The sequence below is a fragment of the Mucilaginibacter sp. GW821-FHT07G05 genome (assembly GCF_059418565.1).
On record NZ_JBWKQC010000010.1, the window covers coordinates 202,774 to 227,614 of the forward strand.

Annotated in this window: 17 protein-coding genes and 1 pseudogene; 14 read left to right on the top strand and 4 right to left on the bottom strand. The window is 44.3% G+C overall.

Annotated elements, in window-relative coordinates; translation table 11 throughout:
* Positions 1 to 3 precede the first annotated feature (3 nt).
* The 3 genes from AC07NA_RS22315 to AC07NA_RS22325 form a co-directional block, all read right to left on the bottom strand.
* Entirely contained in the window at positions 4 to 828 is an 825-nt protein-coding gene (locus tag AC07NA_RS22315) for a sugar phosphate isomerase/epimerase (RefSeq protein WP_494899903.1), read from the bottom strand.
* 28 nt (positions 829 to 856) lie between these two features.
* Positions 857 to 3,349: an alpha-L-rhamnosidase-related protein gene (locus AC07NA_RS22320; protein ID WP_494899905.1), complete on the bottom strand. Its 2,493-nt coding sequence runs from the start codon at positions 3,347 to 3,349 to the stop codon at positions 857 to 859.
* A gap of 67 nt (positions 3,350 to 3,416) precedes the next feature.
* On the bottom strand, positions 3,417 to 4,229 hold the full coding sequence (locus AC07NA_RS22325) for a phytanoyl-CoA dioxygenase family protein (RefSeq protein ID WP_494899907.1): 813 nt from the start codon (positions 4,227 to 4,229) through the stop codon (positions 3,417 to 3,419).
* Between the two features lie 324 nt (positions 4,230 to 4,553).
* Here AC07NA_RS22325 and AC07NA_RS22330 point away from each other — a divergent pair, with 324 nt between their 5' ends.
* Entirely contained in the window at positions 4,554 to 6,044 is a 1,491-nt protein-coding gene (locus tag AC07NA_RS22330) for a TonB-dependent receptor (protein WP_494899908.1), read from the top strand.
* A gap of 22 nt (positions 6,045 to 6,066) precedes the next feature.
* Here the strand turns inward: AC07NA_RS22330 and AC07NA_RS22335 are convergent, their stop codons facing one another.
* Positions 6,067 to 6,576: a DinB family protein gene (locus tag AC07NA_RS22335; RefSeq protein WP_494899909.1), complete on the bottom strand. Its 510-nt coding sequence runs from the start codon at positions 6,574 to 6,576 to the stop codon at positions 6,067 to 6,069.
* A gap of 141 nt (positions 6,577 to 6,717) precedes the next feature.
* On the opposite strand from AC07NA_RS22335, the gene AC07NA_RS22340 reads away from it, so the two are divergent.
* The 13 genes and pseudogenes from AC07NA_RS22340 to AC07NA_RS22400 all read left to right on the top strand — a co-directional run.
* Positions 6,718 to 7,746 carry a LacI family DNA-binding transcriptional regulator gene (locus tag AC07NA_RS22340; protein ID WP_494899910.1) on the top strand — a complete coding sequence of 343 codons (1,029 nt, stop codon included), beginning with the start codon at positions 6,718 to 6,720 and terminating at the stop codon, positions 7,744 to 7,746.
* A gap of 306 nt (positions 7,747 to 8,052) precedes the next feature.
* Positions 8,053 to 11,064: a SusC/RagA family TonB-linked outer membrane protein gene (locus AC07NA_RS22345; protein ID WP_494899911.1), complete on the top strand. Its 3,012-nt coding sequence runs from the start codon at positions 8,053 to 8,055 to the stop codon at positions 11,062 to 11,064.
* Between the two features lie 29 nt (positions 11,065 to 11,093).
* On the top strand, positions 11,094 to 12,611 hold the full coding sequence (locus AC07NA_RS22350; protein WP_494899912.1) for a RagB/SusD family nutrient uptake outer membrane protein: 1,518 nt from the start codon (positions 11,094 to 11,096) through the stop codon (positions 12,609 to 12,611).
* 39 nt (positions 12,612 to 12,650) lie between these two features.
* The gene (locus AC07NA_RS22355; protein WP_494899914.1) at positions 12,651 to 13,508 is read left to right on the top strand and encodes a PKD domain-containing protein; all 858 of its coding nucleotides are present in this window, start codon (positions 12,651 to 12,653) and stop codon (positions 13,506 to 13,508) included.
* A 59-nt stretch (positions 13,509 to 13,567) separates the two neighbouring features.
* Entirely contained in the window at positions 13,568 to 14,689 is a 1,122-nt protein-coding gene (locus AC07NA_RS22360; protein WP_494899915.1) for an acyltransferase family protein, read from the top strand.
* Between the two features lie 17 nt (positions 14,690 to 14,706).
* Positions 14,707 to 16,254, top strand: a complete 1,548-nt coding sequence (locus AC07NA_RS22365; RefSeq protein WP_494899917.1) for a DUF4832 domain-containing protein — start codon at positions 14,707 to 14,709, stop codon at positions 16,252 to 16,254.
* Between the two features lie 14 nt (positions 16,255 to 16,268).
* Positions 16,269 to 17,876, top strand: coding sequence for a glycoside hydrolase family 31 protein (locus AC07NA_RS22370; RefSeq protein ID WP_494899919.1), 1,608 nt, complete (start codon positions 16,269 to 16,271; stop codon positions 17,874 to 17,876).
* A 20-nt stretch (positions 17,877 to 17,896) separates the two neighbouring features.
* Positions 17,897 to 19,021, top strand: coding sequence for a phosphotransferase enzyme family protein (locus tag AC07NA_RS22375; protein ID WP_494899921.1), 1,125 nt, complete (start codon positions 17,897 to 17,899; stop codon positions 19,019 to 19,021).
* Positions 19,022 to 19,024: 3 nt separating this feature from the next.
* Positions 19,025 to 19,690 (top strand): carbohydrate-binding family 9-like protein, encoded by a 666-nt coding sequence (locus AC07NA_RS22380; protein ID WP_494899922.1) that lies wholly within the window; start codon positions 19,025 to 19,027, stop codon positions 19,688 to 19,690.
* A 13-nt stretch (positions 19,691 to 19,703) separates the two neighbouring features.
* The gene (locus AC07NA_RS22385; protein ID WP_494899924.1) at positions 19,704 to 20,987 is read left to right on the top strand and encodes a sugar MFS transporter; all 1,284 of its coding nucleotides are present in this window, start codon (positions 19,704 to 19,706) and stop codon (positions 20,985 to 20,987) included.
* 34 nt (positions 20,988 to 21,021) lie between these two features.
* Positions 21,022 to 22,371 carry a Gfo/Idh/MocA family protein gene (locus AC07NA_RS22390; RefSeq protein ID WP_345209801.1) on the top strand — a complete coding sequence of 450 codons (1,350 nt, stop codon included), beginning with the start codon at positions 21,022 to 21,024 and terminating at the stop codon, positions 22,369 to 22,371.
* Between the two features lie 138 nt (positions 22,372 to 22,509).
* Positions 22,510 to 24,471, top strand: coding sequence for a glucosamine-6-phosphate deaminase (nagB, locus tag AC07NA_RS22395; protein ID WP_494899925.1), 1,962 nt, complete (start codon positions 22,510 to 22,512; stop codon positions 24,469 to 24,471).
* Positions 24,472 to 24,488: 17 nt separating this feature from the next.
* Positions 24,489 to 24,841: pseudogene (locus tag AC07NA_RS22400) on the top strand (phosphoglucosamine mutase); the annotation flags it as partial.

The window sequence follows — 24,841 nt, forward strand, 5'->3', positions numbered from 1 at the left end:
TGATTACCCGATGTATTGGCTATACCTTTCGGTAAGCAGATCTTTCATGTAGCAATTAATATCAAACTGGTTATACAAAGGCCGATCAGTAAACGGCTGTAATTGCATATAAGGCGGCGGCCCAAACTCGGTAGTAATGGTTAAAACATCTGAATTGCTGGCGGCATTAATCTCCACTATCTTATCCCACCATTGTAAAAAGGTATCTAAAGCGTACTTCCACGCGGGTTCTCTCGGGTCGCCAATTTGCGGGCCCTCTTCAAAACCAACCCTTGCATGTATGTGAGGTGCGCGATTTATCGCCTCGGCTATAGTCTCCTGAAAATTTTGGAGCATGCTGGCGGTTACGCAAACCCAGTGCGAAAAATCGGCAGTGATCATAAAATCCTTATTGATATCGAACATCTCTTTTGCCACCTGCGGCGAATACCCTGCCCGGCCACGATGGGTTTCGTGCACTACCAGTATCCCGGTTTTTTCGGTGAATTCTGTCGCTATATCAATCAGTTCCATGTTTTGGCTAAGCGAAAAATAATCGCGGCCGGTATGCGAATTGATCATGATGGGTTGCGGCTCGGCACAGGCATGCAGGTTCTTCAGGTACGATGCCTTAAATTCGTCGAATGTGTTGCCATCGGCCTCATGCTGAAAGGAAATGATATCCATTTCGTGCTGCTGTAAGTAATCGAACAGTATGCGTTTATCGGTAGCGTTAGCGGGTATCCATGTTTCAATACCATTGTACCCGGCGTTTTTTATCAGGTCGAGATAGTCGGAAATTGGGAGGTGTTCATGCCCCCAAAGCGGGCTGAAAAATTTGATCTGCATTTTGGTAGCTGGTTTATTCAAATGTCTGTTATAAACGCTTAACAACAAAATGCGTAACCCCTTTACAAGTTATTTTTATTGAAAAACTTCCCTTTGTATCTGTCTTTACGTTTTGCGCCCTGTTATTTATCAAAACTTTGTAACCACTTGCAGGCTGCAAACCTTGCAATGTAATTTGGTAGGCATCGGCCGAGTTAATATTCCACGAAAGGGTGGGCAATGACGGGTCGATGATCTTTACATCGATAGCTTTTTTGGTTGCAGCGGTTATTTTTAAGGCGACGAGTTCTGCATTACTGGGGTAATAGCTCAATGTGTTGCCTGTTTTATTAGCTCCGAAGGCTGCTTTGCTGCTGATGGTGAAACCATTGCTGCGCATTACATAATTGTTAACGCTTAAGTTGAGCGTATATAATGTGCCGAGGTGCGTGTATTTAAATTCGGTTCCGTTGAGTTTGGCAAGCAGATTGGGTTCAAGGCCCATCCTGTTCCATTTAGGGCGAATGCCGTAAATATCGCGGTATAAAGCGGTGATGCTTGTGCATATCCCGGCCAAAATATCATCGCCAAGGCCCAATTGCGTGGTACGGCTGTAGCGTTGCGATGAAAGGCCGTCTTTTTTATACTGCTCAATAAGGTTACTGATGTATTTTAATGCTATAGCCTTATCGTATTGCGCGTAAGCTCTTATGCCCAGGTAACCCCAGGTAGGGAATATATCGCCATTCTCGTACTTAGGGAAGGGCCAGTTACCGCCGCTCACTTCCTCTTTTTTGAAAGAATCAAAACATAACGGCCAGTGAAACAAATGCTCGGTATTAGCGCGTTTTTCAATCTGATCTAATATTAATGCCTTGCGGTCAGCATCATCGCATAAACCAAAGGCAATTGCCGCGAAATTGATCGGTGTAACTAAATTATCGCCATGTACCGAACCATCATTATCGCGCCAGTAAACATATTGCTGCTTGCTGGCCGACCAAAAGCCGCCCTGCTCAATAGGTTTATTAAAAGCCGTTTTAAGGCGTTGGGCAACGGCAGCGTAGTACTTTGCTTTTTGCTTATTGCCTAAAATGGTTTCGCAGTTGGTCCACAGCGTTAAAGCCTCATATAATTGCGCGTTTACAAAGGAGTTTTCAAAGCTTGCCCAAACAATATCTAACCAGTCGCTGGCCTTTTTTTCGGCGATGTTGTTGTTCATCATTTCAACCAGGCCATTATTATTGCTATCGCGTTTAATGAGCCAGTCGAGCGCCTTTTCGCAGGACGATTGGTGCGAACGCAGCCACTCCACGTCGCCGGTAAGGTCAAACTGTTCGCTTGCGTTAATTACGTAACCTGTTTGAGAATCAATGGTATAGCCCCACATCGCTTCATAATAGCCTGTTTCGGCATTGTAAGTTCCGGGTATTTCATCGCCTGCCTCATTATGCCAACGGGAGAGTACACGGCCATCGGGCTGCATGGCCACATCCCGTTCGCGATTCAGGGTTGATGCCATGTTGGCGGTGTAATTGCTGTCGTTGAGCGCCATTCCTATCTGCGCGAAGAAGGGTTCGTGCAGGCATTTCCAGTTGGTAAGCCAGCCATTAGCGCCCACAATGGTATTATCTACCACACCATAACGCCCGGTAGTGTTCATCAGCTCACGCACTACGGTGGCATCTACACCGGGCAGTTCGCCTTTCGAATATTCTTTGCCATAGTCGATATATTGCAACTCATAACTTACCGTTGCGGTGCCTTTTTTTATATCAAAAGGGGCAAATACATCTGCTTTTTGCGCAACAAAACGGTTCAGATTATAACGTTGTTTAAGCGGTGCATCGGTAAGCAGTTGTGTAAAAGTAAACTCGTTAGCAGGACTGTGGGAGTAAGCCGAGGCAATTGATTTGCCATTGGCGATGCGCGGCACTATGCGTAAACCGTTGCCTGTTTCGGCATTCCAAAAGGTTATGCCGCCTGTGTGTACACCGTAAGTATCATTTACCTCTTTCAAATATTTGCACCATACCATGCCGCCGTTATCTATTATGCCGCCTTTCCAAACGTTCAGATTAGCGAAATTCCATTTCGGGAAGGCCATATCTTCGAGGTGAAGGTCGGTAGCATAGTCGCGGGTGATTTTCCAGACTATTTTATTGCCGTTCAGTTTGAATGCCCACGTTTCCTTTACTCCGGCGGCATAGCTTATATTGCTTAAAGTGATGCCTTGTGTATTATTGATAACCTTTATACTATTCAGTACCTCTGCGGAAGAAAATTTATCTCCACCGATACGTAAACCAGTATAAATGCCCGACACTGATAATACATTTTTGCCCTTTATATTCAATTTTTTCACCACGCAGCCCGTAGAGTAATCAATCACCATCGAAAGGTTTTTATCCGGGGTGCTGATGGTAATTTCTTTAGCGGTTGTGTTGTTGATTATTCCCGGTACGACTTTTTCCGCTGCGCGTGCAGGTTGAAAAGCGTATAACAAAATAAGAAAAGCAAATAATGGGGCTTTGAATGTCATTTACTGGTATGGTATAAATACTTGATGTTAAGAATAATGTACTTGTGTAAGCTAATGTCAAATTTACTTAATGTTTGCTGTATATTAATGGTGTAAGCAGGTCGTTGTTAAGCAGGTCGCCGGGTTGTAGTTTGGCAACCTCTTCGTCGCTTAAAATATTTTGCGTACCGTTAAATGTGCCGCCATCTGGCATGTAAGCGCAGGTCATGGCACGTCGGTAACCCGGTGTCATGTTAGCATGGGCACCATGTATGGTTAGCCCGTTATGAAACGAGCAACTTCCGGCTTTCATGGGGGCGGCTACCGCTTTTGTAGTTTTAAATGCGGGATAGGTAGTAAAAATAGCGCCCATGTTTTTGCCTATGCCCGGGTTTTCAAAAGTTGTGGTATGGTATGATTCGGGTATAAAAAACAAACAGCCATTTTCGTAAGTAGCATCATCGAGGGCTACCCATATTGATAATGCCCTCCTGTCGCTGAACGACCAGTAAGGCGTATCCAAATGCCAGGAAGTAGGGTTGGCCCAGGGCTTTTTTATCAGCGCCTGGTCGTGCCATATTCTTATACCATCCGAATCCGAAAGTTGCGCAGCCATTTTACCAAGCCGTTCATCCAGCATTATTTGTCTTATCTTATCATTATCCTGCCATAAGTTAATGAGCTGATCAAACACATTATCGTAGTATGATTTATCGGCATCGTCGCCTTTGCCATAAACCTCTTTACGATCGGGCATTTTGTTGCCATTGCGTTTTGCTACCGCTTCGTTTAGGGCTTCACGCCAAAAATTAAGTTCATCGGGCGATAAAAAATCTTCGATAACCAAAAAACCATCGCGACGGTATTGCGCTATCGCATTGGCTGTTAATTCGTTTTTCATACAGGTTTATTAATTGAGGTTAATAAACCAAAAGTACCCCAAATCGCTTTGCGTTTGTTAATACGATCGGTGTTTTCTTTTGTACTTTTTGATATAATTGATCGGTTTTAAATGGAAAATTAGAGAGGTATACGCTACGGATTTATTAGAACGGTTTATAATCGCTATTTTAGTTTAACGAAATAAAATATATCTAATATTAAAATTGATGGCCCCGCAAAGCCGACCGGTAGATTTCTACAATATTATTGCGGTAATGCGGTGAAATGCTTATATTTTTGAGTAATTATTTTTTCAGCCACACTGAAATACTCAATTTGAAATATGAGCATCCATAATAAAGATATCGGAACAAAGCAAAAAGCACTTGCCATAAACCTTAATCCTAAAATATATGGCTCATTTGCCGAAATTGGTGCCGGGCAGGATGTAGCCGCAAATTTTTTTAAAGCCGGTGCTGCCGCCGGCACTGTAGCCAAAACCATGTCGGCTTACGACATGACCTTTTCTGATGCCATTTACGGCGTGCAAAAAGTAAAACGTTACGTTAGCGAAACCCGCCTCATCTCCATGCTCGACCATGAGTATGGCTTATTGAAAGAGCGTTTGGCCGAGCAACGAGGCAGCTCAACTACATTCTTCGCATTTTCGGGTACTTTTTCGGCGCTTAACTATTACAAAACCAACGAAGGTCATGGCTGGATGGGCGTGCGCTTCCAGATGGAGCCTAATGGCGAATATCATGATGTGGTAATACACGTTAAACTGCTCGATAACGATAATAACCTGCAACAACAGGCGGTAGGTATATTGGGCGTGAACCTTATATACGCTTGTTTTTATTATAATGATACCCCGCCGGTTTTCCTGCAATCGCTGATGGATAACCTGTCGAAAGACAGGATACAGATAGATATGATACGCTTTGAGGGGCCGGGCTTTACCAAGGTTGATAACAGGCTGATGAGCTTGCACCTGGTGAAATATGGCTTTTCAGATGCCGCCGTGTTCGGTCCGGATGGTAAGAACCAGCAGCCATCAGAGGTATTATACAAAAAACATATTGTGGTTATTCGCGGCCGTTTCCGTCCGCTGATCAACGTTCATCTGGATATGCTTAACCAGGGCGTAAAACAATTTGTACAGGAGCCCGATGTAGATAAAAAGAACGTAATGGTAATTACCGAGCTCACGCTGCAAGCCTTAAAAGAGCGTGATGCCGATACCACTGCCGAGATCGACGAAAAAGACTTTTTAGATCGTGTAGATATCCTTTGCTCGCTTGGGCAAACGGTATTGATCTCTAATTTCCACGAGTACTATAAACTGGTGGCGTACCTGTCGAAAATCACCAGCCTTAAAATGGGGGTGGTATTAGGTTATCCCAACCTGGAGTATATATTTTCGGAAGAGCATTACCGCGAATTACCGGGTGGTATCCTCGAATCGTTCGCTACGCTGTTTAGCCGTAAGGTGAAACTGTTTGTGTACCCAACTTTGCGCAATGGCGTTATCTGGAATTGCCTTAAATTCACGCCACCGCCGCATTTGATAGATCTTTTCCGTTACCTGATCGCTAATAATAAGATAGAAGATATCAGGCATTATAACGAGAACAACCTGAATGTGGAGACTGATAAGGTATTGAAGTTTATTAAGCAAGGCACAACCGGCTGGGAAGAATATGTACCAAACGAGGTTGCCGATATTATTAAAGCGAAAGCCCTGTTCGGTTATTCTTCCGAGCCTGTTGTTATTGATGAAACTATTGCCCCGGCCGGTGACCTGGCCGAAACCTCATCAGACAGTTTGTGACTGTTTTAGTAATGCCGTATGGCTATTGACCGGCGAAATTCTTATCATCGGCCGAAGGGCCGTAGATAGATGGTACCGCGATATCATTTAGCCGCATATAAACGGTAAGCTGCCCACGGTGATGCACCAGGTGATTAATGGTTGACTCAACCTGTTCGTGCTTGGGCGAACTGAATAGCGTTTCGCCATTTGCCTTCAGGTAAAATATCTCATCCAGCGTGCCGTCTTTAACATTTAACAAGGCCTCTTTTGCTCCGGCAACATTGCTTTTGAAATGTGCTACAAGCTCTTCGGGTGTTGTGGCCTGCTGGTGTGAAAAGGTGGCAAAATCAATTTCCGAGTCTTTAATGATGTGCGTTATCCACAGCGGAATTTCGGCGACCAACAGTGCGAGGTAACCCAGTTCCATTGATTTTGGATGCGGTTTCCATTTAGAAAGTTCGGCCGGGATACGTTCGAGACATTTAATGGTAGCAGGTGCTTCGGCCTCAAGCTCTTTAGCAAATGCTGTTGCAAATAACAGATCGTTCATGGTTTTTGAGGATTGGTGATAGTATATTTAACAGCGTTCAACATTAATAGTTTATGAAGTAGTGGTTGTTATTTAGTTTATTAAATGTTAATTTTTTGTGTAGATTTAGAACGGTAGACAGTAAAAGCGCGTGTTTTATAAATGCAGAAGAATAAGTTACCTACAATAGTAGAAATTGCCAAAAAGCTTAATGTTTCCGCCTCCACGGTGTCGCGTGCGTTGCACGATCACCCCAGTATAGGGCTGGTTACTACTATGCGCGTACACAAAATGGCCAAGGAGCTTGGCTACGAGGTAAACAAATCTGCCATATACTTTAAAGAGCGCAAAACCTACACCATAGGGGTGATCATTCCTAACCTTTCCGAACCATTTTTTTCATCGGCCCTAACGGGAATTGAGGACATTGCCGAGCAAAATAATTACAACGTAATTATTGGCCAGTCGCTTGATAATTTTGAGCGGGAGAAAAGGATAGTTGAGAACATGAAAGATCACCGTGTAGATGGCGTACTGGTATCGCTTACCAAAGACACCTCCACGTACGACCATTTCGAAAACCTGAAAAAGTATAACATTCCCGTAGTGTTTTTTGACAGGGTGCCCGCACGTAAGGATATCAACTTTGTGGCCTGTAACCTGTTGTCGGGCATGTTACAAGCCATGACCAAACTGGTAGGCATGGGGCATAGCCGTATCGGCCTTATTAACGGTCCCGCCAAACTTGCCGCTACCCTGCAAAGGCTGGAGATCTATTTTAAATGTTTAAAAGAAAACAACCTCCCGGTTGATCAGGATATTATGGTAGCTACCACGCTGGCCAAAAGCGATAATGTTAAGGCTATAGAGAAGCTGCTGACATTGGAAAACAGGCCCACGGCCGTAATTGTATTTAACGATTATGTGGTGCTTGATTGCATTGCCGCTGTTAAAGCCGCCGGGCTTACCGTAAATAAAGATATCAGCTTCATTAGCTTTGCCAATCTCCCAATATGGGAATATATGGATACATTGCCGCTGGCTTCTATTGAACAATTCGCAGGGCAGCAATCATGCATGGCTACCGAATATTTGTTTAAGATGATCGAAAGATCTGACGAAGCATCCACATCGAACGAAACCTATTTTCAGCACATCATCGATTCGCAGATGATCGACTACTCACTGTAATTCCCTTCCCAATTTTTATTCGGTATACATTGCCTTATTTGTAATAAATGCCAAATATATGCACGTTATTATTGGTGTTAGTGGTATATAATGCGGTGTTTTATTGAATTATTCAAAATAAAAATCCGCTTTTGCGCAAATTACGCAAAATAGAACAAACGTTTGCGTAACGTGCGCAAACGTTTGCGCAAATTGTTTTTTACTCCGCCTGCCGCGTGTGCCTTTTATTAACAATTGTTTTACATCAATTTTACGGTATCACGATAAATCAAATACACACGTACTCCTTAAAACTTAACTAACAATATGATTAACAAAATTTTACTTATCTGTTGTTGCTGTCTGCTGGGTTATCTAAACGGATTTGCCCAAACCACCACCACAGTTACCGGAACTGTGGTTTCCGCTGCGGACAAGCAACCCCTGCCGGGTGTAGTAGTATCGGTAAAAGGTAGCCAGGGAGGTGCCGCCACCAAAGCCGATGGTAGTTTCTCTGTTAGTATTACCGGTAGTAAAGCGATACTGCAAGCTCGCTTTATAGGCTATCAAACCAAAGAGGTAGAAGTTACCGCCGGTGAAAAAAATTTAACGATATCGCTTGTTGAAGATGTAACCCAGTTGAATGATGTAGTGGTGGTAGGTTACAGCAGCAAAAAACAAAGCGAGTTAACCAGCGCCGTTACCGTAGTATCTGCAGACAAACTGAAAGACGTTACCGCTAACAGCGTGGGTACCATGTTGCAGGGTAAAGTTGCCGGTTTACAGGTGGTTAACAGCTCTGGTGCGCCGGGTTCGGTGGCCGAGATCAGGCTGCGCGGCGTATCATCGGTTAATGCCAACCAGAGCCCACTTTTTGTGGTTGATGGTATTATTGGCGGTAATTACGACCCTAATGATGTGGAAAGCATTACTGTATTGAAAGATGCGGGTGCAACGGCATTATACGGTTCGCAAGCCAACGCGGGCGTTATCATTGTAACTACTAAAAGCGCCAAACAAGGCGAAACCAAATTTGAGGCGAAAATTTCAACCGGTTTCAGAACGGCCGACTTTGGTAAAATGAAGCTGATGAACAGCAGCGAACTGTATGATTATCAAAAAGAGTTTTACCGCGATTATATCGTGGGGGCTACTGATAACTCGTACAAGATCGATTTGGTTAAATTTTATGCCGAGCGCCCACTGTCATTAAGAGATCAGGACTATAACTGGTCGAAAGAATCGTTTAAATCGGCACCGGTATATAACTTTTACCTATCTGCCAGCGGCAAAACCGAAAAGAACGATTACTATGTAGGTGCATCGTACTATAAAGAAAAAGGTACTTTTATTAATACCAATTTTGAGCGTGTTAACTTACGTGGTAATTCCACCTATCATTTCTCAAAGAAATTAGATATAACCAATAATATCAACCTAAGCGCATCGCAGGGTAAAAGCTACGATTACATGGATGTATATTATTCATTCCTGAATATGCCATGGGATAACCCTTACGATGCAAATGGCCAGCCAATTTATGTAGATGGTAATTCTACCTTTAAATGGTGGTCGAGAGATAAGATCAACCCGATCAATACCGTGCAAAATTCAGATCACTCTTACAAAGGCTTCGATGTAAATTACGATCTGGGTATCAACTACCGCATTACCGACTGGTTAACTTTTGCAAGCACCAATAGGGTATCGGCATCATTTAACAAAGGCACTAATTATGTATCGCCTATAGCGGCAGGTACTTATCATGGTACCGGTTACATTGATGAATTGAATACTCTTAACTACGGTGTTATCAGTAACCAGTTGTTCAAGTTCGATTTTAAGTTTGGCGACCATACCCTTAATGGTTTTGCAGGTGCCGCGTTTGAAAGCAGCCGCATTGAATATTCGGGCGGTTCGGGTAAAGGATTGCCTGAAGGTCTGAAAGTATTGAACGTTGTATCAAACAACCAATTGGTTAATGGCTACAATAATAAGTATATACTGCAATCATTATTATCGCAGGTTAACTACGGCTATAAAGGCAAGTACTTTGTTACCGGTTCGTACAGGTATGATGGTTCATCAAACTTTGCCCCAAGTAATAAATATGGTGGTTTCCCATCTATATCGGCATCATGGCTGGCCAGCAGCGAAGAGTTTTTGGCCAATAACAGTGTCATCAGTAACCTGCGTTTAAGAGGCAGCTACGGTGTTACCGGTACACAGGATATCGGTGCGTCGAGATACCTTGGTTTATTCTCCTTAACTACACAATATAACTCATTGGTAGGCGCGGTGCCTTACCAATTGGCAAGCCCTAATTTAACATGGGAAAGCAAACGCCAGATCAATGCGGGTATTGACATTGGTTTATTTAAAAGGGTAAACTTAACTGTCGACCTTTACCGTAACGATACTAAAGACCTGTTGCTGCAAGTATCGCAACCGCTGTCGGTTGGTTTTGAAACCAAGTGGGAAAATGCCGGTACCGTTATCAATAAAGGTATAGAGGTAGGCATTAACTCTACCAACATCAAAACGAGGGATTTTGAATGGGTTACTGATTTCACTATCAATTTTAACAATAACAAACTATCGGGCTTCCCGTCGGATATTATCAAGACAGGTTCATGGAGCATATCGCAGATCTACCGTAACGGCGGTAACCTGTTTGAATTTTACATGCCTAAATGGTTAGGTGTCGACGCGCAAACCGGTGCCCCTGTTTGGGAAAAACTGATCTACAATAACGAAGGCAAAGCCGTTGCCAGCGAAAAAACATCAGATTACGCGCAGGCCACCAACCAGGAAGTTGGTTCGGCGTTGCCTAAATACCAGGGCGGTTTTAATAACAGCTTTAAGTATAAAAACTTTAACTTAAGGGTGAGTACTTACTTTAACTACGGCAACAAGGTTTTCAGCAATAACTTAAGGTTTATGATGAATGACGGACACGAGCCATATTATAACCAGATCAGGCTGCCTGACGGTGCTAAGATATGGAGCGGCCCTGGTGATACGCAGGCAACAGAGCCAAGTCCGCAAAACTCGGCCAACTCAACCGAAACATCAACCCGTTACTTAAAAGATGGCAGCTATTTCACCATCAGGAACATCGCTTTCAGTTACACCCTGCCAACAGCATGGGCTAACAAAATAAGCATGAAAGGTATTAGTGTTGGTGTAACTGCCGATAACGTGGCCACCTTCTCAAATTTCCTTGGTCAGGATCCGCAAACTACTATTACACCGGGCAGCTTTGCAACACCGGGCGTGTCCGACTTTAAGTATCCTAACAACCGTCAGTATCTGTTAACCGTTAATTTCAACTTTTAAGCAGGCTGCAGCCTATTAATATAAAGTATATGAAAAAGAAAATATTCACCTTCATTACCCTTATGGTTGTTGCAGCAAGCAGCTGTAAAAACTTAGATGTTTCTCCGAGCGATGCCATTAGCACCAATACACTGGTTACTACTACCGATGGTTTAACCAATGCCTTAAACGGAGCTTACGCTTTGTTGAAAGACCATATCGAATTTAATGGTACTATAGATCAAAACAACATGTACCTGCGTCAGTTCTATCACCTGTCGGATTTCGCGAGTGATGACATAGTTTGCGGCCAGGTAACTACCGACCCTCTGTATTATAGCTTTAGCCTTGGCCACTCGCCATCGCAAGGTAATACCCGTTATTACTGGTATGTATCATACAAGATCATTACCGGCGTAAACACGGTTATCGACGCGGTTGAAAAATCGGGCAAAACAGATGCAGCCACCAACCAGTTATTGGGCGAGTGTTATTTTTTACGTGCGTTTTGCCACTTTAACCTGGTACGCCTTTTTGGTAAACCGTACAGTGTAGATCCAAATTCGGCGGGTATAATTTTACGTACCAACCTTACCGATCCGGCTAAAAAAGGAAGATCAACAGTAAGCGAGGTATACGCGTCAGTAATTGCCGATGCTGAAAAGGCTGCCGATTTAATGACCCAGCCACGCGGTGTACAATACGCATCGCAGGCGGCAGCATGGGCATTATTAGCTCGTGTTAACATTTATAAAGAAGATAACGCTAAAGCTATTGAGTATGCTAACAAGGTAATTAATACAGGTAAATACACTTTATCTACCGCTGCTACTTACCCAACATTATTCGCTAATGCTACTACAAGCTCCGAAACAATTTTCTGTGTCGCTTTTACACAAATTGATGATTACGGCAAGTTTGGTTCAATAGCATCAATGATCTATTCAGATGGTAACTCGGGGTGGGGCGAGGAATATGCATCATCATCATTACGTTCTGCTATGTCTGCGCATCCCGAGGATGTTCGATGGTCGTACATTGTACCATCAAAAGACGCGAATGGTGCGATAGTAAAAAGAAACGGTATTGAAGTTTATTACATCAGCAAGTTCTCTTTTCAGGGCGGCTTACCTAACTTAAGTTCGCCTATCATGTTCCGCCTTGCCGAAATGTACCTGATCCGTGCCGAAGCCGAAGCCAAAACAGGTAACAATAACGCCGCACTGGATGATGTGGACATGATTCGCAGAAATCGTGGTTTGCAAGCATCGCTCTATAACAAAGTGGTGCCGGCTAACACCACCGCTTTAGATGTAGTATTGTTGGAAAAACGTATTGAGATGGCATTTGAAGGTCACCGCACTTATGATGTTTTCCGTAACAAGAAGACTTTGAACAAGGCTTATTGGGGATACCACCTGGCCGGTTTAAAAGAAACCGATGTAGATCTGTCGAAAACGCCAACCGGTTATCCTAACCTTACTGTGCCATACACCAGTCCGCGCACCATATACTACATTCCTATTGATGAGGTATTAAGCAACCCTGCTGTAACTCAAAATCCATAATTGAAATTATCACACCGTAATATTAACATACAAATTGATATGAAAAATTTAAAAATTTACGTGTTCATGCTATCGGCAGCATGTTTGGTATTCAGCTCATGTAAAAAAGATAAAACCGCCCTGTTAACCGACCTGCTGTATGAAGTGGAGGTTGACGGAGCCACCGCCACCTTCACGGTAAAAACCGAAGGCGTAAGCAATTACAAATGGGATTTTGGCGATGGTACAACCTCTACCGATGCAAATCCTTCGCATACCTATCCGGGCAAAGGCAAATACGTACCTACGTTAACAGCATCAGTCAGCGGTAAAACAGCCGAAGCGTCAACCGTGTTGCGTATAGCCAAAACAACCCCGGTAAAAATCAATGATAACTCACTGGCCGACTGGGATAATGTTAACAATAACGTTATTACCCTGGGTGCAAGAAAAGGAGTATTCAATACCGTTAAGTTTGATTATGATGGTAACTATGTTTATGCCTACATTGAAATGGCCCGCACAAAGGCCGATGCCGATATCTTCGATTTTTATATCGATTCGGATAACAGCGCGACTACAGGTTTACTGACAGGTACCTTTACCGATGGTGGTTATGATATTTTGTTAGAAGGACAGTTGCTTACCAAAGGGGTAGATATATTTTACCACAAAGGGGCACAAAGCGCTTTCAGTTTCGATCAGCAATCAATTCCCGATGCTTACACTGTAGGCACCATTAAAGAAGAAGGCGGCTTAGTGAAATTTGAAATGCGTATTGCCCGTGGTAAACTGAAAGGACTTACAGGTTCGGGATTACGTATTGCAATTCAGGCTATAAAAAATGATTGGTCGGTAACTTTGGGCAGCGCGCCGGATGACGGCACAGCAAGCTTTCAGTTAGATATGAGTGAGTAAGCTTATTGCTTATTCGCTTTAATATCAATAGATTAAATGATTAATTATTTAGCCGCTATATGACTACTACTACAGCTAATCAGCCTGTTGCCGGTCGCCTTGTATCCTTAGATGTGATGCGTGGTATGATCATGATATTGCTTTGTGCCGAAAGCTGCATGCTGTTTGAAGCATTGAAACACCTGGAGCCGGTACAACCCGCGGCGTTATTGGTGGATCAGTTTTTCCACCACCCATGGCATGGTCTGCACTTTTGGGATTTGGTGCAGCCTGCCTTCATGTTTATGGCGGGGGCGGCAATGTACATATCATACAGCCGAAAGCTGGATAAAGGCACCAACTGGCAAACAAATTTTAAGCATGTATTATGGCGCAGCCTTAAGTTGTTCATTTGCGGCACCGCGCTGCATTGTGTATACGCGGGCAAACCCGTTTGGGAACTGTGGAATGTGCTCACGCAACTGTCATTCACCAGTATAGTAGCTTACCTGATCATTAATCGCTCATACAGCTGGCAACTGATATTCTCAATAGCGTTACTCATTTTAACCGAAGTTTTGTACCGCACCATACTGATGCCCGGCTTTGAGCAACCTTTTACAGAAGGCCACAATTTCGGCGCTTATGTGGATACCCTGCTGATGGGTAAGATCAACAGCGACGGCTGGGTAACCATCAATTGCATACCTACCGCTGCCCATACTATATGGGGTGTACTTGCGGGCAAGCTGCTGGTATCGGGCCATACATCGGCCTATAAAATAAAAGCGCTTGTAGTGGCCGGTTTAATTGCACTGCTAATTGGCTTTGGGTTGGATGTAACGGGTATAAAGCCTATCATCAAGCGTATCAGTACCAGTTCGTTCGCGTTTGCTTCGGGTGGTTGGGTATTGTTGATACTGGCTGCAACCTATTGGCTTATAGACGTGAAGCAAAACCTGAAATACGTATGGATATTTACCGTAGTAGGTATGAACGCCATTTTTATTTACCTGTTTTTTGAAACCATAGGCGTACAATGGCTGAATGGGGTAGTAGCCATTTTTACCGGCGATATGCTGATCACTTTGTTTAGCATCCCTGTAAAATTAGCTGCGCTGATATCGGCACTTTCAGTTTGGGTACTGGAGTGGGCGCTATGCTACTGGTTGTTCAAAAACAAGATATTTTTTAAACTATAACATTAGCTATTAACAACATGAATATAAAATTTACATCTGTATACCTGTTATCGGCAGTAATGCTGGCAACAAACTTTATGTCCTGTAAAGATAAGGCCGACAACCTGGTAAAGGTAGAGAAGGTAAACGTTAGCTATACCGAAAGTACCGAAGATTTTCCGAACCCGGAACGTGGCTTTTACCGCTATTCGGAAACTTACGCCAGTAACTACCAGTTGCTAAATGCCGATGAACTGAAAAGTTACCGCACACTGCAAGCTATACCTACGGCTAATTACCAGGTGTATAGTACACTGGTGTTTCGTTATTATATATTGGATAATTTGACTAACGCGGTAATAGGCGCCAGCTTTTTAAGCAACATACAAAAAGATATGGTGGCTGCCCGTACTGCCGGTGTAAAACTGGTACCGCGTTTTGTGTATACGGCTACCGCGAATGCAGGCAGCTGCCCCGAAGGTTTTATATGCGCGCCTTATGGCGATGCTTCAAAAGCGATCATATTAAGCCACATAGCGCAGTTGAAACCTATACTGCATGAAAATGCCGATGTAATTGCCTGTGTGCAGTTGGGCTTTATAGGTACCTGGGGCGAAAATTATTACAGCGATTACTTTGGCGATCCATCAAACAACGCCGCGCAAGGTAAACTGCTTGACAATAACTGGCAGGACAGGATAGCCGTGCTGAAAGCCATGCTTGATGCCGTACCTGCCGACAGGATGGTGCAAGTACGCACGCCGCAGTTTAAACAGCGTTATGTTTACGGTATCAATTCGCAGGTAAGCTCAGCCGCGTTAACCGATGGCGAAGGCTTTTCGGGGAGTGATGCTGCACGGATAGGTTTCCACAACGATTGCTTTTTGGCCAGCTCAAATGATTTTGGTACTTACGAAGATCTGGGCAACAGCTCAACCGGCCGCAGTGCCGACGGCTCGGTAGTAAATGCCCTGCGTGAGTATGTTAAGGCCGATAGCAAATACGTGGTAGTAGGCGGCGAAACCTGTTCAGATGCTTATAGTCCGGCTAATGACTGCGAACCGGGCGGCCACGCGCAGGAAGAATTTGCGTCCATGCACTACAGCTACATTAACGCCCATTACAATACCGAGGTAAATAACGACTGGCAAACAGGCGGTTGTATGGATAACATTAAAAAGAATTTAGGCTACCGTTTTGTGTTGGAGAGTGCCGTACTGCCTGATAACGTAGTTCGTGGTACATCATTAAACATCACCATCAACCTTAAAAACGTGGGTTATGCATCGCCATATAATAAACGTACCGCCAAACTGGTATTACGCAACACCAAAACTGGCGAGATACAGTCACTAACCTTGGCAACTGATGTAAGAAAATGGTATTCGGGTACGCAAAAGGTAGAGGAAAGCATCAGTATACCATCTGATTTCCCGGCAGGCGATTATGAAATGCTGCTTAACCTGCCCGACGAATATGCCAGCATAGCTACCCGTCCGGAGTATAGTATCCGTTTAGCTAACAACAATGTTTGGGAAGCCACAACAGGTTACAACAAGCTAAACCACACCATAAAAGTTAACTGATAATACTGCTGTAAATGATAAAATTATTTAAAATAGCTTTGTTTTTAGCAGTGATGTTATGTACAACTGTACAGCTTTACGCGCAAACAACTATAGCTATTAAGAATGGTGAAAAATGGTTTGGCGGCGCGGTAAACGATGCCCACCTGATGCCGTTTGCCGACGGCTACAGCCTGAATATGTATGGCGATACCCGCGGCAACCAGGCAGCGCCCTTATTGGTATCAACCAAAGGCCGTTTTATTTGGAGCGAAGAGCCTTTTAAGTTTACGTTTAAAAAGAACAGTTTGGTGATCAGTGATGTAAAAGGCGCTTTGGTAATTGATTCGGCTGGTAAAAACCTGCGCGAGGCATTTAAGAACGCCGCGAAACGTTTTTTCCCCTCGAAAAATAAACTGCCCGATACCTTGTTGTTCAGCAAGCCGCAATACAACACCTGGATTGAGCTGGTTTACAATCAGAACCAAAAGGACATTTTGAATTACGCCCATGCCATTATTGATAATGGTTTTCCGCCGGGAGTAATTATGATAGACGATAACTGGGCAGATTATTATGGCCGTTTCGATTTTCGTGCCGACAGGTTCAGCAATGCAAAGGCTATGGTTGATACCCTGCATAGTTTAGGTTTTAAGGTGATGTTATGGGTTAGTCCGTTTGTATCGCCTGATACCGAAGTTTTCAGGGAGCTGCTTGATAAAAAACTATTGTTGTTTGATAACGGCGGCGATACCACCAAAACATGGGTAAAGGCGGATAAGCCGGCCATCATATCGTGGTGGAACGGGTACAGCTCGGTAATGGATTTTACTAATCCGGAAGCCATTACATGGTTCCGTGGCCGGTTAGATCATATACTGAATACCTATCACCTCGATGGTTTTAAGTTTGATGCAGGCGATGCTGATTTTTATCCGGCTACGGCTTTATCCTACAAAAAAGCGACACCTAATGAACACAGCAGGCTTTGGGCCGAATTGGGTTTATTTTACCCGCTCAACGAGTACCGTGCCATGTGGAAAATGGGGGGCCAGCCATTGGTACAGCGCCTGCGCGATAAAAAACATAACTGGGAAGATCTGCAAAAGCTGATACCGCACCTTACCACCGCGGGGCTGCTGGGTTACCAGTTTACCTGCCCCGATATGATCGGCGGTGGCGAGTACGGCTCGTTCATAGGTAAGGATAAACTGGATGAGCAATTGGTGGTACGATCGGCGCAATGCTCGGCATTGATGCCCATGATGCAATTTTCGGTAGCACCATGGCGGGTATTATCAAAACCAAGCTTGGCGGCGGTTAAAAAAGCGGTGGAGATAAGGGCAAAGTATACACCCTACATTATGCAATTGGTAAAGGCATCTGCCACAAGCGGCGAACCTATTGCCCGCAGTATGGAATATGAATTTCCTAACCAGGGTTTTGCCAATGTACAGGGGCAGTTTATGCTGGGCAGTAAATACCTTGTAGCGCCAATGGTAGCTAACGGTACTACTAAAACGGTGTATTTGCCAAAAGGTACCTGGCAAAATGATTTGGGGAAGAAGGTAAAAGGCCCCGCTAAAATTGAAATAGAAGTAGCGGCCGACAGGTTGCCGGTATTTGAGTTGTTAAAAAATTAGATAATATAAAGATATATATTGTGCAAAGCGTAGCTAACATAGTGGAGGTTGTATCAAATTTTAACTGTGAGGTTGATGTTGAATCGTTAAGGGCGTTTGGCTCGGGGCATATCAACGATACTTATTTTCTTAAAAACAGTGCAACTTCGGGGGAGGATTATTTATTACAGCGCATAAATCACCATATTTTTAAGGATGTTGATCAACTAACCCAAAATATGTGCAGGGTGATAGCGCACCTGAAAAGCAAGGTGGAAACACAAGGCGCGGGCGATCCGGATAAGGAGGTGATGACCCTGATACCTGCCATTGACGGTAAGTATTATTACCGGGATTCAACCGGCGATTACTGGCGTTTGTGCCTGTTTTTAAAGGATACCCGCAGTTATGATGTGGTGGAGAACACCACGCAGGCATTTCAGGGTGGTGAAGCGTTTGGTAAGTTCCAAAAGATGCTGTCCGATCTTCCGTCGGGATTATTGTTCGATGTGATCCCGGATTTTCATAATATCCAAAAACGTCTCGCGGCATTGAACGAAGCCGCCGGTACCGATGCTTTAGACAGGATGAAAAAGGTATTGCCCGAACTGGAATACATTTCTACCCACGCGCAGCAAATGCTGTACTTTCAGCAACCACAGCAGCAGCTTGCTTTGCCAAAAAGAGTAACCCATAACGATACCAAGTTTAATAACGTGCTGTTAGACAAGAACGATCAGGCACAATGCGTTATCGACCTGGATACGGTGATGGATGGTTATATCGCTTATGATTTTGGCGATGCCATACGTACCATCATCAATACCGCCGCCGAAGACGAAGCCGACCTGGATAAGATAAAACTAAACATGCCCTTGTTTGAGGCTTATACCAAAGGCTATTTAAAAGAGGCAGGGCAGTTTTTAACCGGCAGCGAGGTTGATTCGCTGGTGATGGGGGCTTTATTATTGCCTTATATGCAGGCGGTGCGCTTTTTAACCGATTATATCAGCGGAGATCATTACTTTAAGGTGAAATTTGATGCTCATAATTTGCAGCGTACCAGGGCCCAGCTGCAATTGCATAAGTTACTGCACGAAAACGCGGATGCCTTGCAAACGATCATCAATAACGAAATGGCAGTTTATCAGCAAAAACAAGCCTGAACAATGACGATACCTCATTTAAATACGGATAACGTACAGGCATACAGGCTTACCGACTATGTATCGGCTTCGCTGGATCAATACCCGGCGCAGCAGATAATCAATTCGCCATGGGCTGCAGATGAGGCGGCAGTGCAGGCGTCGTTCTCTTTAGCTTATAATGACGACTACCTATTTTTAAAATACTACGTTACCGAGCAAAATATCAGCGCTAAATACAATAAACTGAACGACCCTGTTTATAAGGATAGCTGTGTGGAGTTTTTCATCGCTTTTGATAACGATACGCGCTACTATAACCTGGAGTTTAACTGCGCGGGCAATTGCCTTGCCCAATATGGCGAAGGCAAAACGGATAGGGTATTTATTTCGGGGGCTATATTAAAAAGTATCAATCATCAGGCGCAGCTTAAAACAAATGCTTTTTCAGGTCTGGTAGATTGGCAGCTTACCTTGTGTATCCCTAAATCGGTGTTTTGTTTTCATCCCGGTTTGCAGCTATCGCAAACCCAGGCAAGGGTTAACGTATACAAATGCGGCGACGATTTGCCGGTGCCGCATTACCTGTGCTGGAACAATATTGAGGCCACACAACCCAATTTTCATTTAAGCGGGTTTTTTAAAGAGATCAAATTCAATCCGAAAACTATAGCCATTTCCACATACTAATTATCAGCATTAAATGTCAGTAACCACCACTTCAAATCCTACATCAAAACTGAGCCCTATTGTGCTCATCGGTATCCTGTTCTTTATTTTCGGGTTCATTACATGGTTAAATTCGGTACTTATTCCGTACCTGAAACTGGCCTGCGAGTTAAATAATACCGAAGCTTATTTGGTAGCCTTTTCGTTCTACATTTCCTACTTTGTAATGGCAATTCCATCATCGTGGATACTAAATTCAACCGGGTTTAAAAAAGGTATGTCGTTAGGGCTGGGGGTTATGGCTATCGGTGCATTGATATTTATCCCGGCCGCGCTTACACGCACTTATACCTTGTTTTTGTTAGGCTTATTTGTACAGGGCTCGGGTTTAGCGTTATTGCAAACGGCTTCAAATCCATACATCACCATATTAGGGCCACCCGAAAGCGCTGCGAAACGCATCAGCATTATGGGGATCAGCAACAAAATAGCAGGGGCCATAGCACCTATCATATTAGGAGCCATCACCCTTAAAGATGCCGATGGTTTAAAAGCCCGCCTTACTCAAATGGATCTTGCCACAAAACTGAACGAGCTTAATGAACTTGCTTCAAGAGTAATTGTTCCGTACATAGTTATCGTGGTAGTGCTGCTCATACTTGCTGCGCTTATTTACTATTCGGCATTGCCGGAAGTTGATACCGATAAAGAAGACAGCGTTACCGAAACAGGAGCAGGCAAAACAAGTGTGTTTCAATACCCGCATTTATTATTGGGCGTACTTACCTTGTTCTTGTACGTAGGGGCCGAGGTTATAGCCGGTGATACCATTATTAACTACGGTGCATCGCAGGGGATAGCATTAAGCGCGGCTAAATATTTTACAACGGGTACGCTGGTATGTATGCTGCTGGGCTACTTTATCGGTATTACTTGCATCCCTAAGTTCATCAGCCAGGAAAACGCCATGAAGCTTTGTGCTTTGCTTGGGCTCATTCTTTCTGTACTGGCATTGGTTACCACCGGTTTTGTATCGGTAGCGATGATAGCTTTGCTGGGCCTGGCTAATTCGCTGGTATGGCCGGCCTTGTGGCCAATGGCGTTATCGGGATTGGGCAAGTATACCAAAATAGGTTCATCATTATTAATTATGGGTATTGCGGGCGGCGCGGTATTGCCGGTAGCTTATGGTTTTCTGGCAGATAAATTCAGCCTGCACCATGCCTATATCATATTGATACCCATTTACCTCATGATAGGTTATTACGCCATCAGCGGGCACAAAGTGGGCAAACAGTTATTAAACAAATCATTATAAATCACAATAAACAAACAAATTAAAATTGAATTTTATGGATCGCAGAGATTTTGTTAAAAACAGCGTGGTTGGATTAGCGGGGTTAACAATATTGCCTTCAGGAACATTATTTGCAAGGGATGCCGATAAAGTACGTTTAGGATACATTGGTGTTGGTTTACGTGGGCGTAACCACATTGGTGAAGGTTTATTACGGTCGGATGTTGAAATTGTAGCTATCTGTGATATACAGGAAAGCTCACTTAAATATTGCCGCGAACAGTTTGTAAAGGCCAACAAAAAACTGCCTGCCGAATACACCGGCGGACTGGATGCCTACAAGAAACTGCTGGACAGGAAAGATATTGATGCCGTGATCATCGCTACACCGTGGCAGTTTCACAAGGCGCAGGCTATTGATGCCATGCGTGCGGGCAAATATGTAGGTTGCGAGGTAATTGCCGGTATTACCGTGCAGGATCACTGGGATATTTTAAAAGTATACCAGGAAACCAAAGTACCATACATGACATTGGAGAACGTTTGCTACCGTCGTGATGTAATGGCGGTGCTGAACATGGTGAGGCAAAACCTTTTTGGCGAACTGGTGCATTTAGAGGCCGGTTACCAGCACGACCTGCGCGGTATTTTCTTTAACGATGGCAAAAGCTTTAACGGCAAAGGAGCCGAGTTTGGGCCGAATACCATGGGCGAAGCGCAATGGCGTACCCAATTCAACATTGACAGGAACGGCGATATCTACCCAACCCACGGTATTGGCCCCATCATGAACTATGTTGACATTAACCGCGGCAACCGTTTCACCAACCTGGTATCGTTCGCTTCAAAATCTCCGGGTTTAAATGCCTACATCAAAAAGGTATCGCCGGGTAATAAAAATGCCAATATCAAATTCAAAAACGGCGATATTGTAACTACCATGCTCAATTGCGCTAATGGCGAAACCGTAACATTAACACACGATACGCACTTGCCACGCCCGTATTCAATAGGTTTCAGGGTGCAGGGTACCGAGGGTTTATGGATGGATGTAGCCGACGCTATTTACATTGAGGATAAATCAAAGAACTACGATCAGTGGGATAAAGCCGATGTATGGACCGAAAAATACGACCACCCGCTTTGGAAAAAATTCCAGAGTGAAGCCGAAGGCGCAGGCCACGGCGGTATGGACTGGTTTGTGTTTAACGCCTTTGTACAATCGGTTAAGCAACGCAAGCAAACCCCTATAGATATTTACGATTCGTTAACCATGAGCGTGATCACCCCGTTATCAGAAAAATCAATTGCCGATGGCAACACGCCGCAGCAATTCCCTGATTTTACCGCGGGTAAATGGAAGGAGCGTAAAAATACTTTCGCGCTTGACGATAGCGGATTTTAAGCAAGATCATTTTAACTGACAACCGGCGCTTTTTAAGCGCCGGTAAATAATTAACCCTGATACAATATATAATAACCGGCGGCCCTGCAAAATGCAGGGTTCCGCACGGTAGTGTTACTGCTGTGCGCTGTTTAAAATATGAGCAGGCGACGGCATAAAACCAAAACATCTGATAAAATGCTAAAAATAAACTTGTTAGAAGAAACCCGCTACGAAAAGGTCCCGGTAAAAATATACCCCGATGATAGCGAGGCAAGTATTGCAATTGCACACAGGATAGCTAAGCTGATAAAAGACAAACAGCAAAACAACCAAACGGCCGTTTTAGGCCTTGCAACGGGTGTATCGCCCATAAAAGTGTATAAGGAGCTGATCCGCTTACATAAAGAGGAAGGTTTGAGCTTCAACAACGTGGTCACCTTTAACCTGGATGAGTATTACCCGATACTGCCCGATGCCGAACAAAGCTACGTCCGTTTTATGAAGGAAAACCTGTTCGATCATGTGGACATAGATATAGCCAACGTAAACATACCCGACGGCACATTGGCGCAGGAAGATATAGCCGATTTTTGTTTGGCCTACGAGCAAAAGATAAACAGTTATGGCGGTATCGATTTGCAAATACTGGGTATAGGCCGTACAGGCCATATCGGTTTTAACGAGCCGGGTTCAGCGCCCAATTCAGGCACGCGCCTGGTTACGCTGAACGATCTTACCCGCAGGGATGCTTCTAAAGATTTTGGCGGAAAGGATAACGTGCCTAAAAAAGCCATTACCATGGGTATCGGCACTATTTTTAAGGCCCGCGAAATTATACTGATGGCCTGGAATGAGAAGAAGGCATCTATTATAAAAAAGGCGGTTGAGGGTGGCATATCAACAGATGTGCCTGCTACCTACCTGCAAATGTCGGCCAATACGGAGTTTGTTATTGACGAGGATGCCGCTGTTGAGCTAACCCGTTTTAACCTGCCGTGGCTGGTAAAAGATTGCCATTGGACAGATATACTGATTAAAAAGGCGGTAATATGGCTGGCCAAAACGCTGCAAAAACCTGTACTTAAACTCACCGAAAACGATTATAATACCAACGGCATGTCGCAACTGGCTACCGAGTTTGGGCCGGTGTATAATATCAATATCCGCATATTTAATAATATACAGCATACCATTACAGGCTGGCCGGGTGGTAAATTTAATGCCGATGACAGTCAGCGCCCCGAGCGTGCTTTGCCACAGGTGAAGAGTTCTATCGTGTTTTCACCGCATCCTGATGACGATGTAATTTCGATGGGCGGTACCTTCATTCGCCTGGCCGATCAGGGGCACGATGTGCATGTGGCCTACCAAACATCGGGTAATACCGCCGTTTGGGATGATGATGCCCTGCGCTATATCGAGTTTTCTATAGATTTTGCCAAATCAACAGGTCAGGATGTTACCTACCTGACTGATCTATACGCGTCGACCACCGCGTTTGTGAAAAGCAAGCAACCTAACCAGTCGGATACCAAAGAGCTGAAAACCATAAAAGGGCTGATCAGGAAAGGGGAGGCCGTAGCAGGGGCGCGTCTATCAGGTTTAAGAGACGAAAACATTCATTTTATGGACCTGCCATTTTACGATGGCAGCAAGGTAGAAAAGAATTACTCGTACGAGGCCGATATACAGCAAACCATGGCATTGCTGCAAAAGGTGAAACCGCACCAGATATTTGCCGCCGGCGATTTTGCCGATCCGCATGGTACACATAAAATATGCTTTGAGATCATACTGGAAGCCCTTACACGTTTGCGTAAAACTGAAGCCTGGACTAAAGATTGCTGGTTGTGGCTGTACCGTGGCGCATGGCACGAGTTTGAGATCCACGAGATAGAAATGGCCGTGCCGCTTTCGCCACAGGAGGTAGAGCGTAAACGTTTGGCTATCTTCAAACACCAATCGCAAAAAGATATCCCGGTTTTCCCGGGGGATGACGCGCGCGAATTTTGGGTGAGGGCAGAAGACCGTACCCGCGAAACCGCACGATTATACAATGAACTGGGACTTGCGGAATACGAAGCCATTGAGGCCTTTGTAAAATGGAAGTTCGACTAAAACTTTAAGCACAACAAATGACGTTAATCAAATCAATATCAGGCATCCGGGGTACAATAGGCGGCCCGGCAGGAGACGGCCTTACACCCATAGACATCGTAAAATTCACATCAGCGTATGGCAGCTGGGCGGTAAAAAGAACAGGAATAAAGAAAATAGTACTGGGCAGGGATGCCCGCATTTCGGGCACTATGGTAAATAACCTGGTGATCGGCACGTTGCAAGGCTTAGGTATAGATGTGGTAGACCTGGGCTTATCCACCACCCCAACGGTAGAAATAGCCGTTCCGTTGGAACAGGCGGCAGGCGGTATTATATTAACTGCCAGCCATAACCCCAAACAATGGAACGCGCTGAAACTGCTGAACGA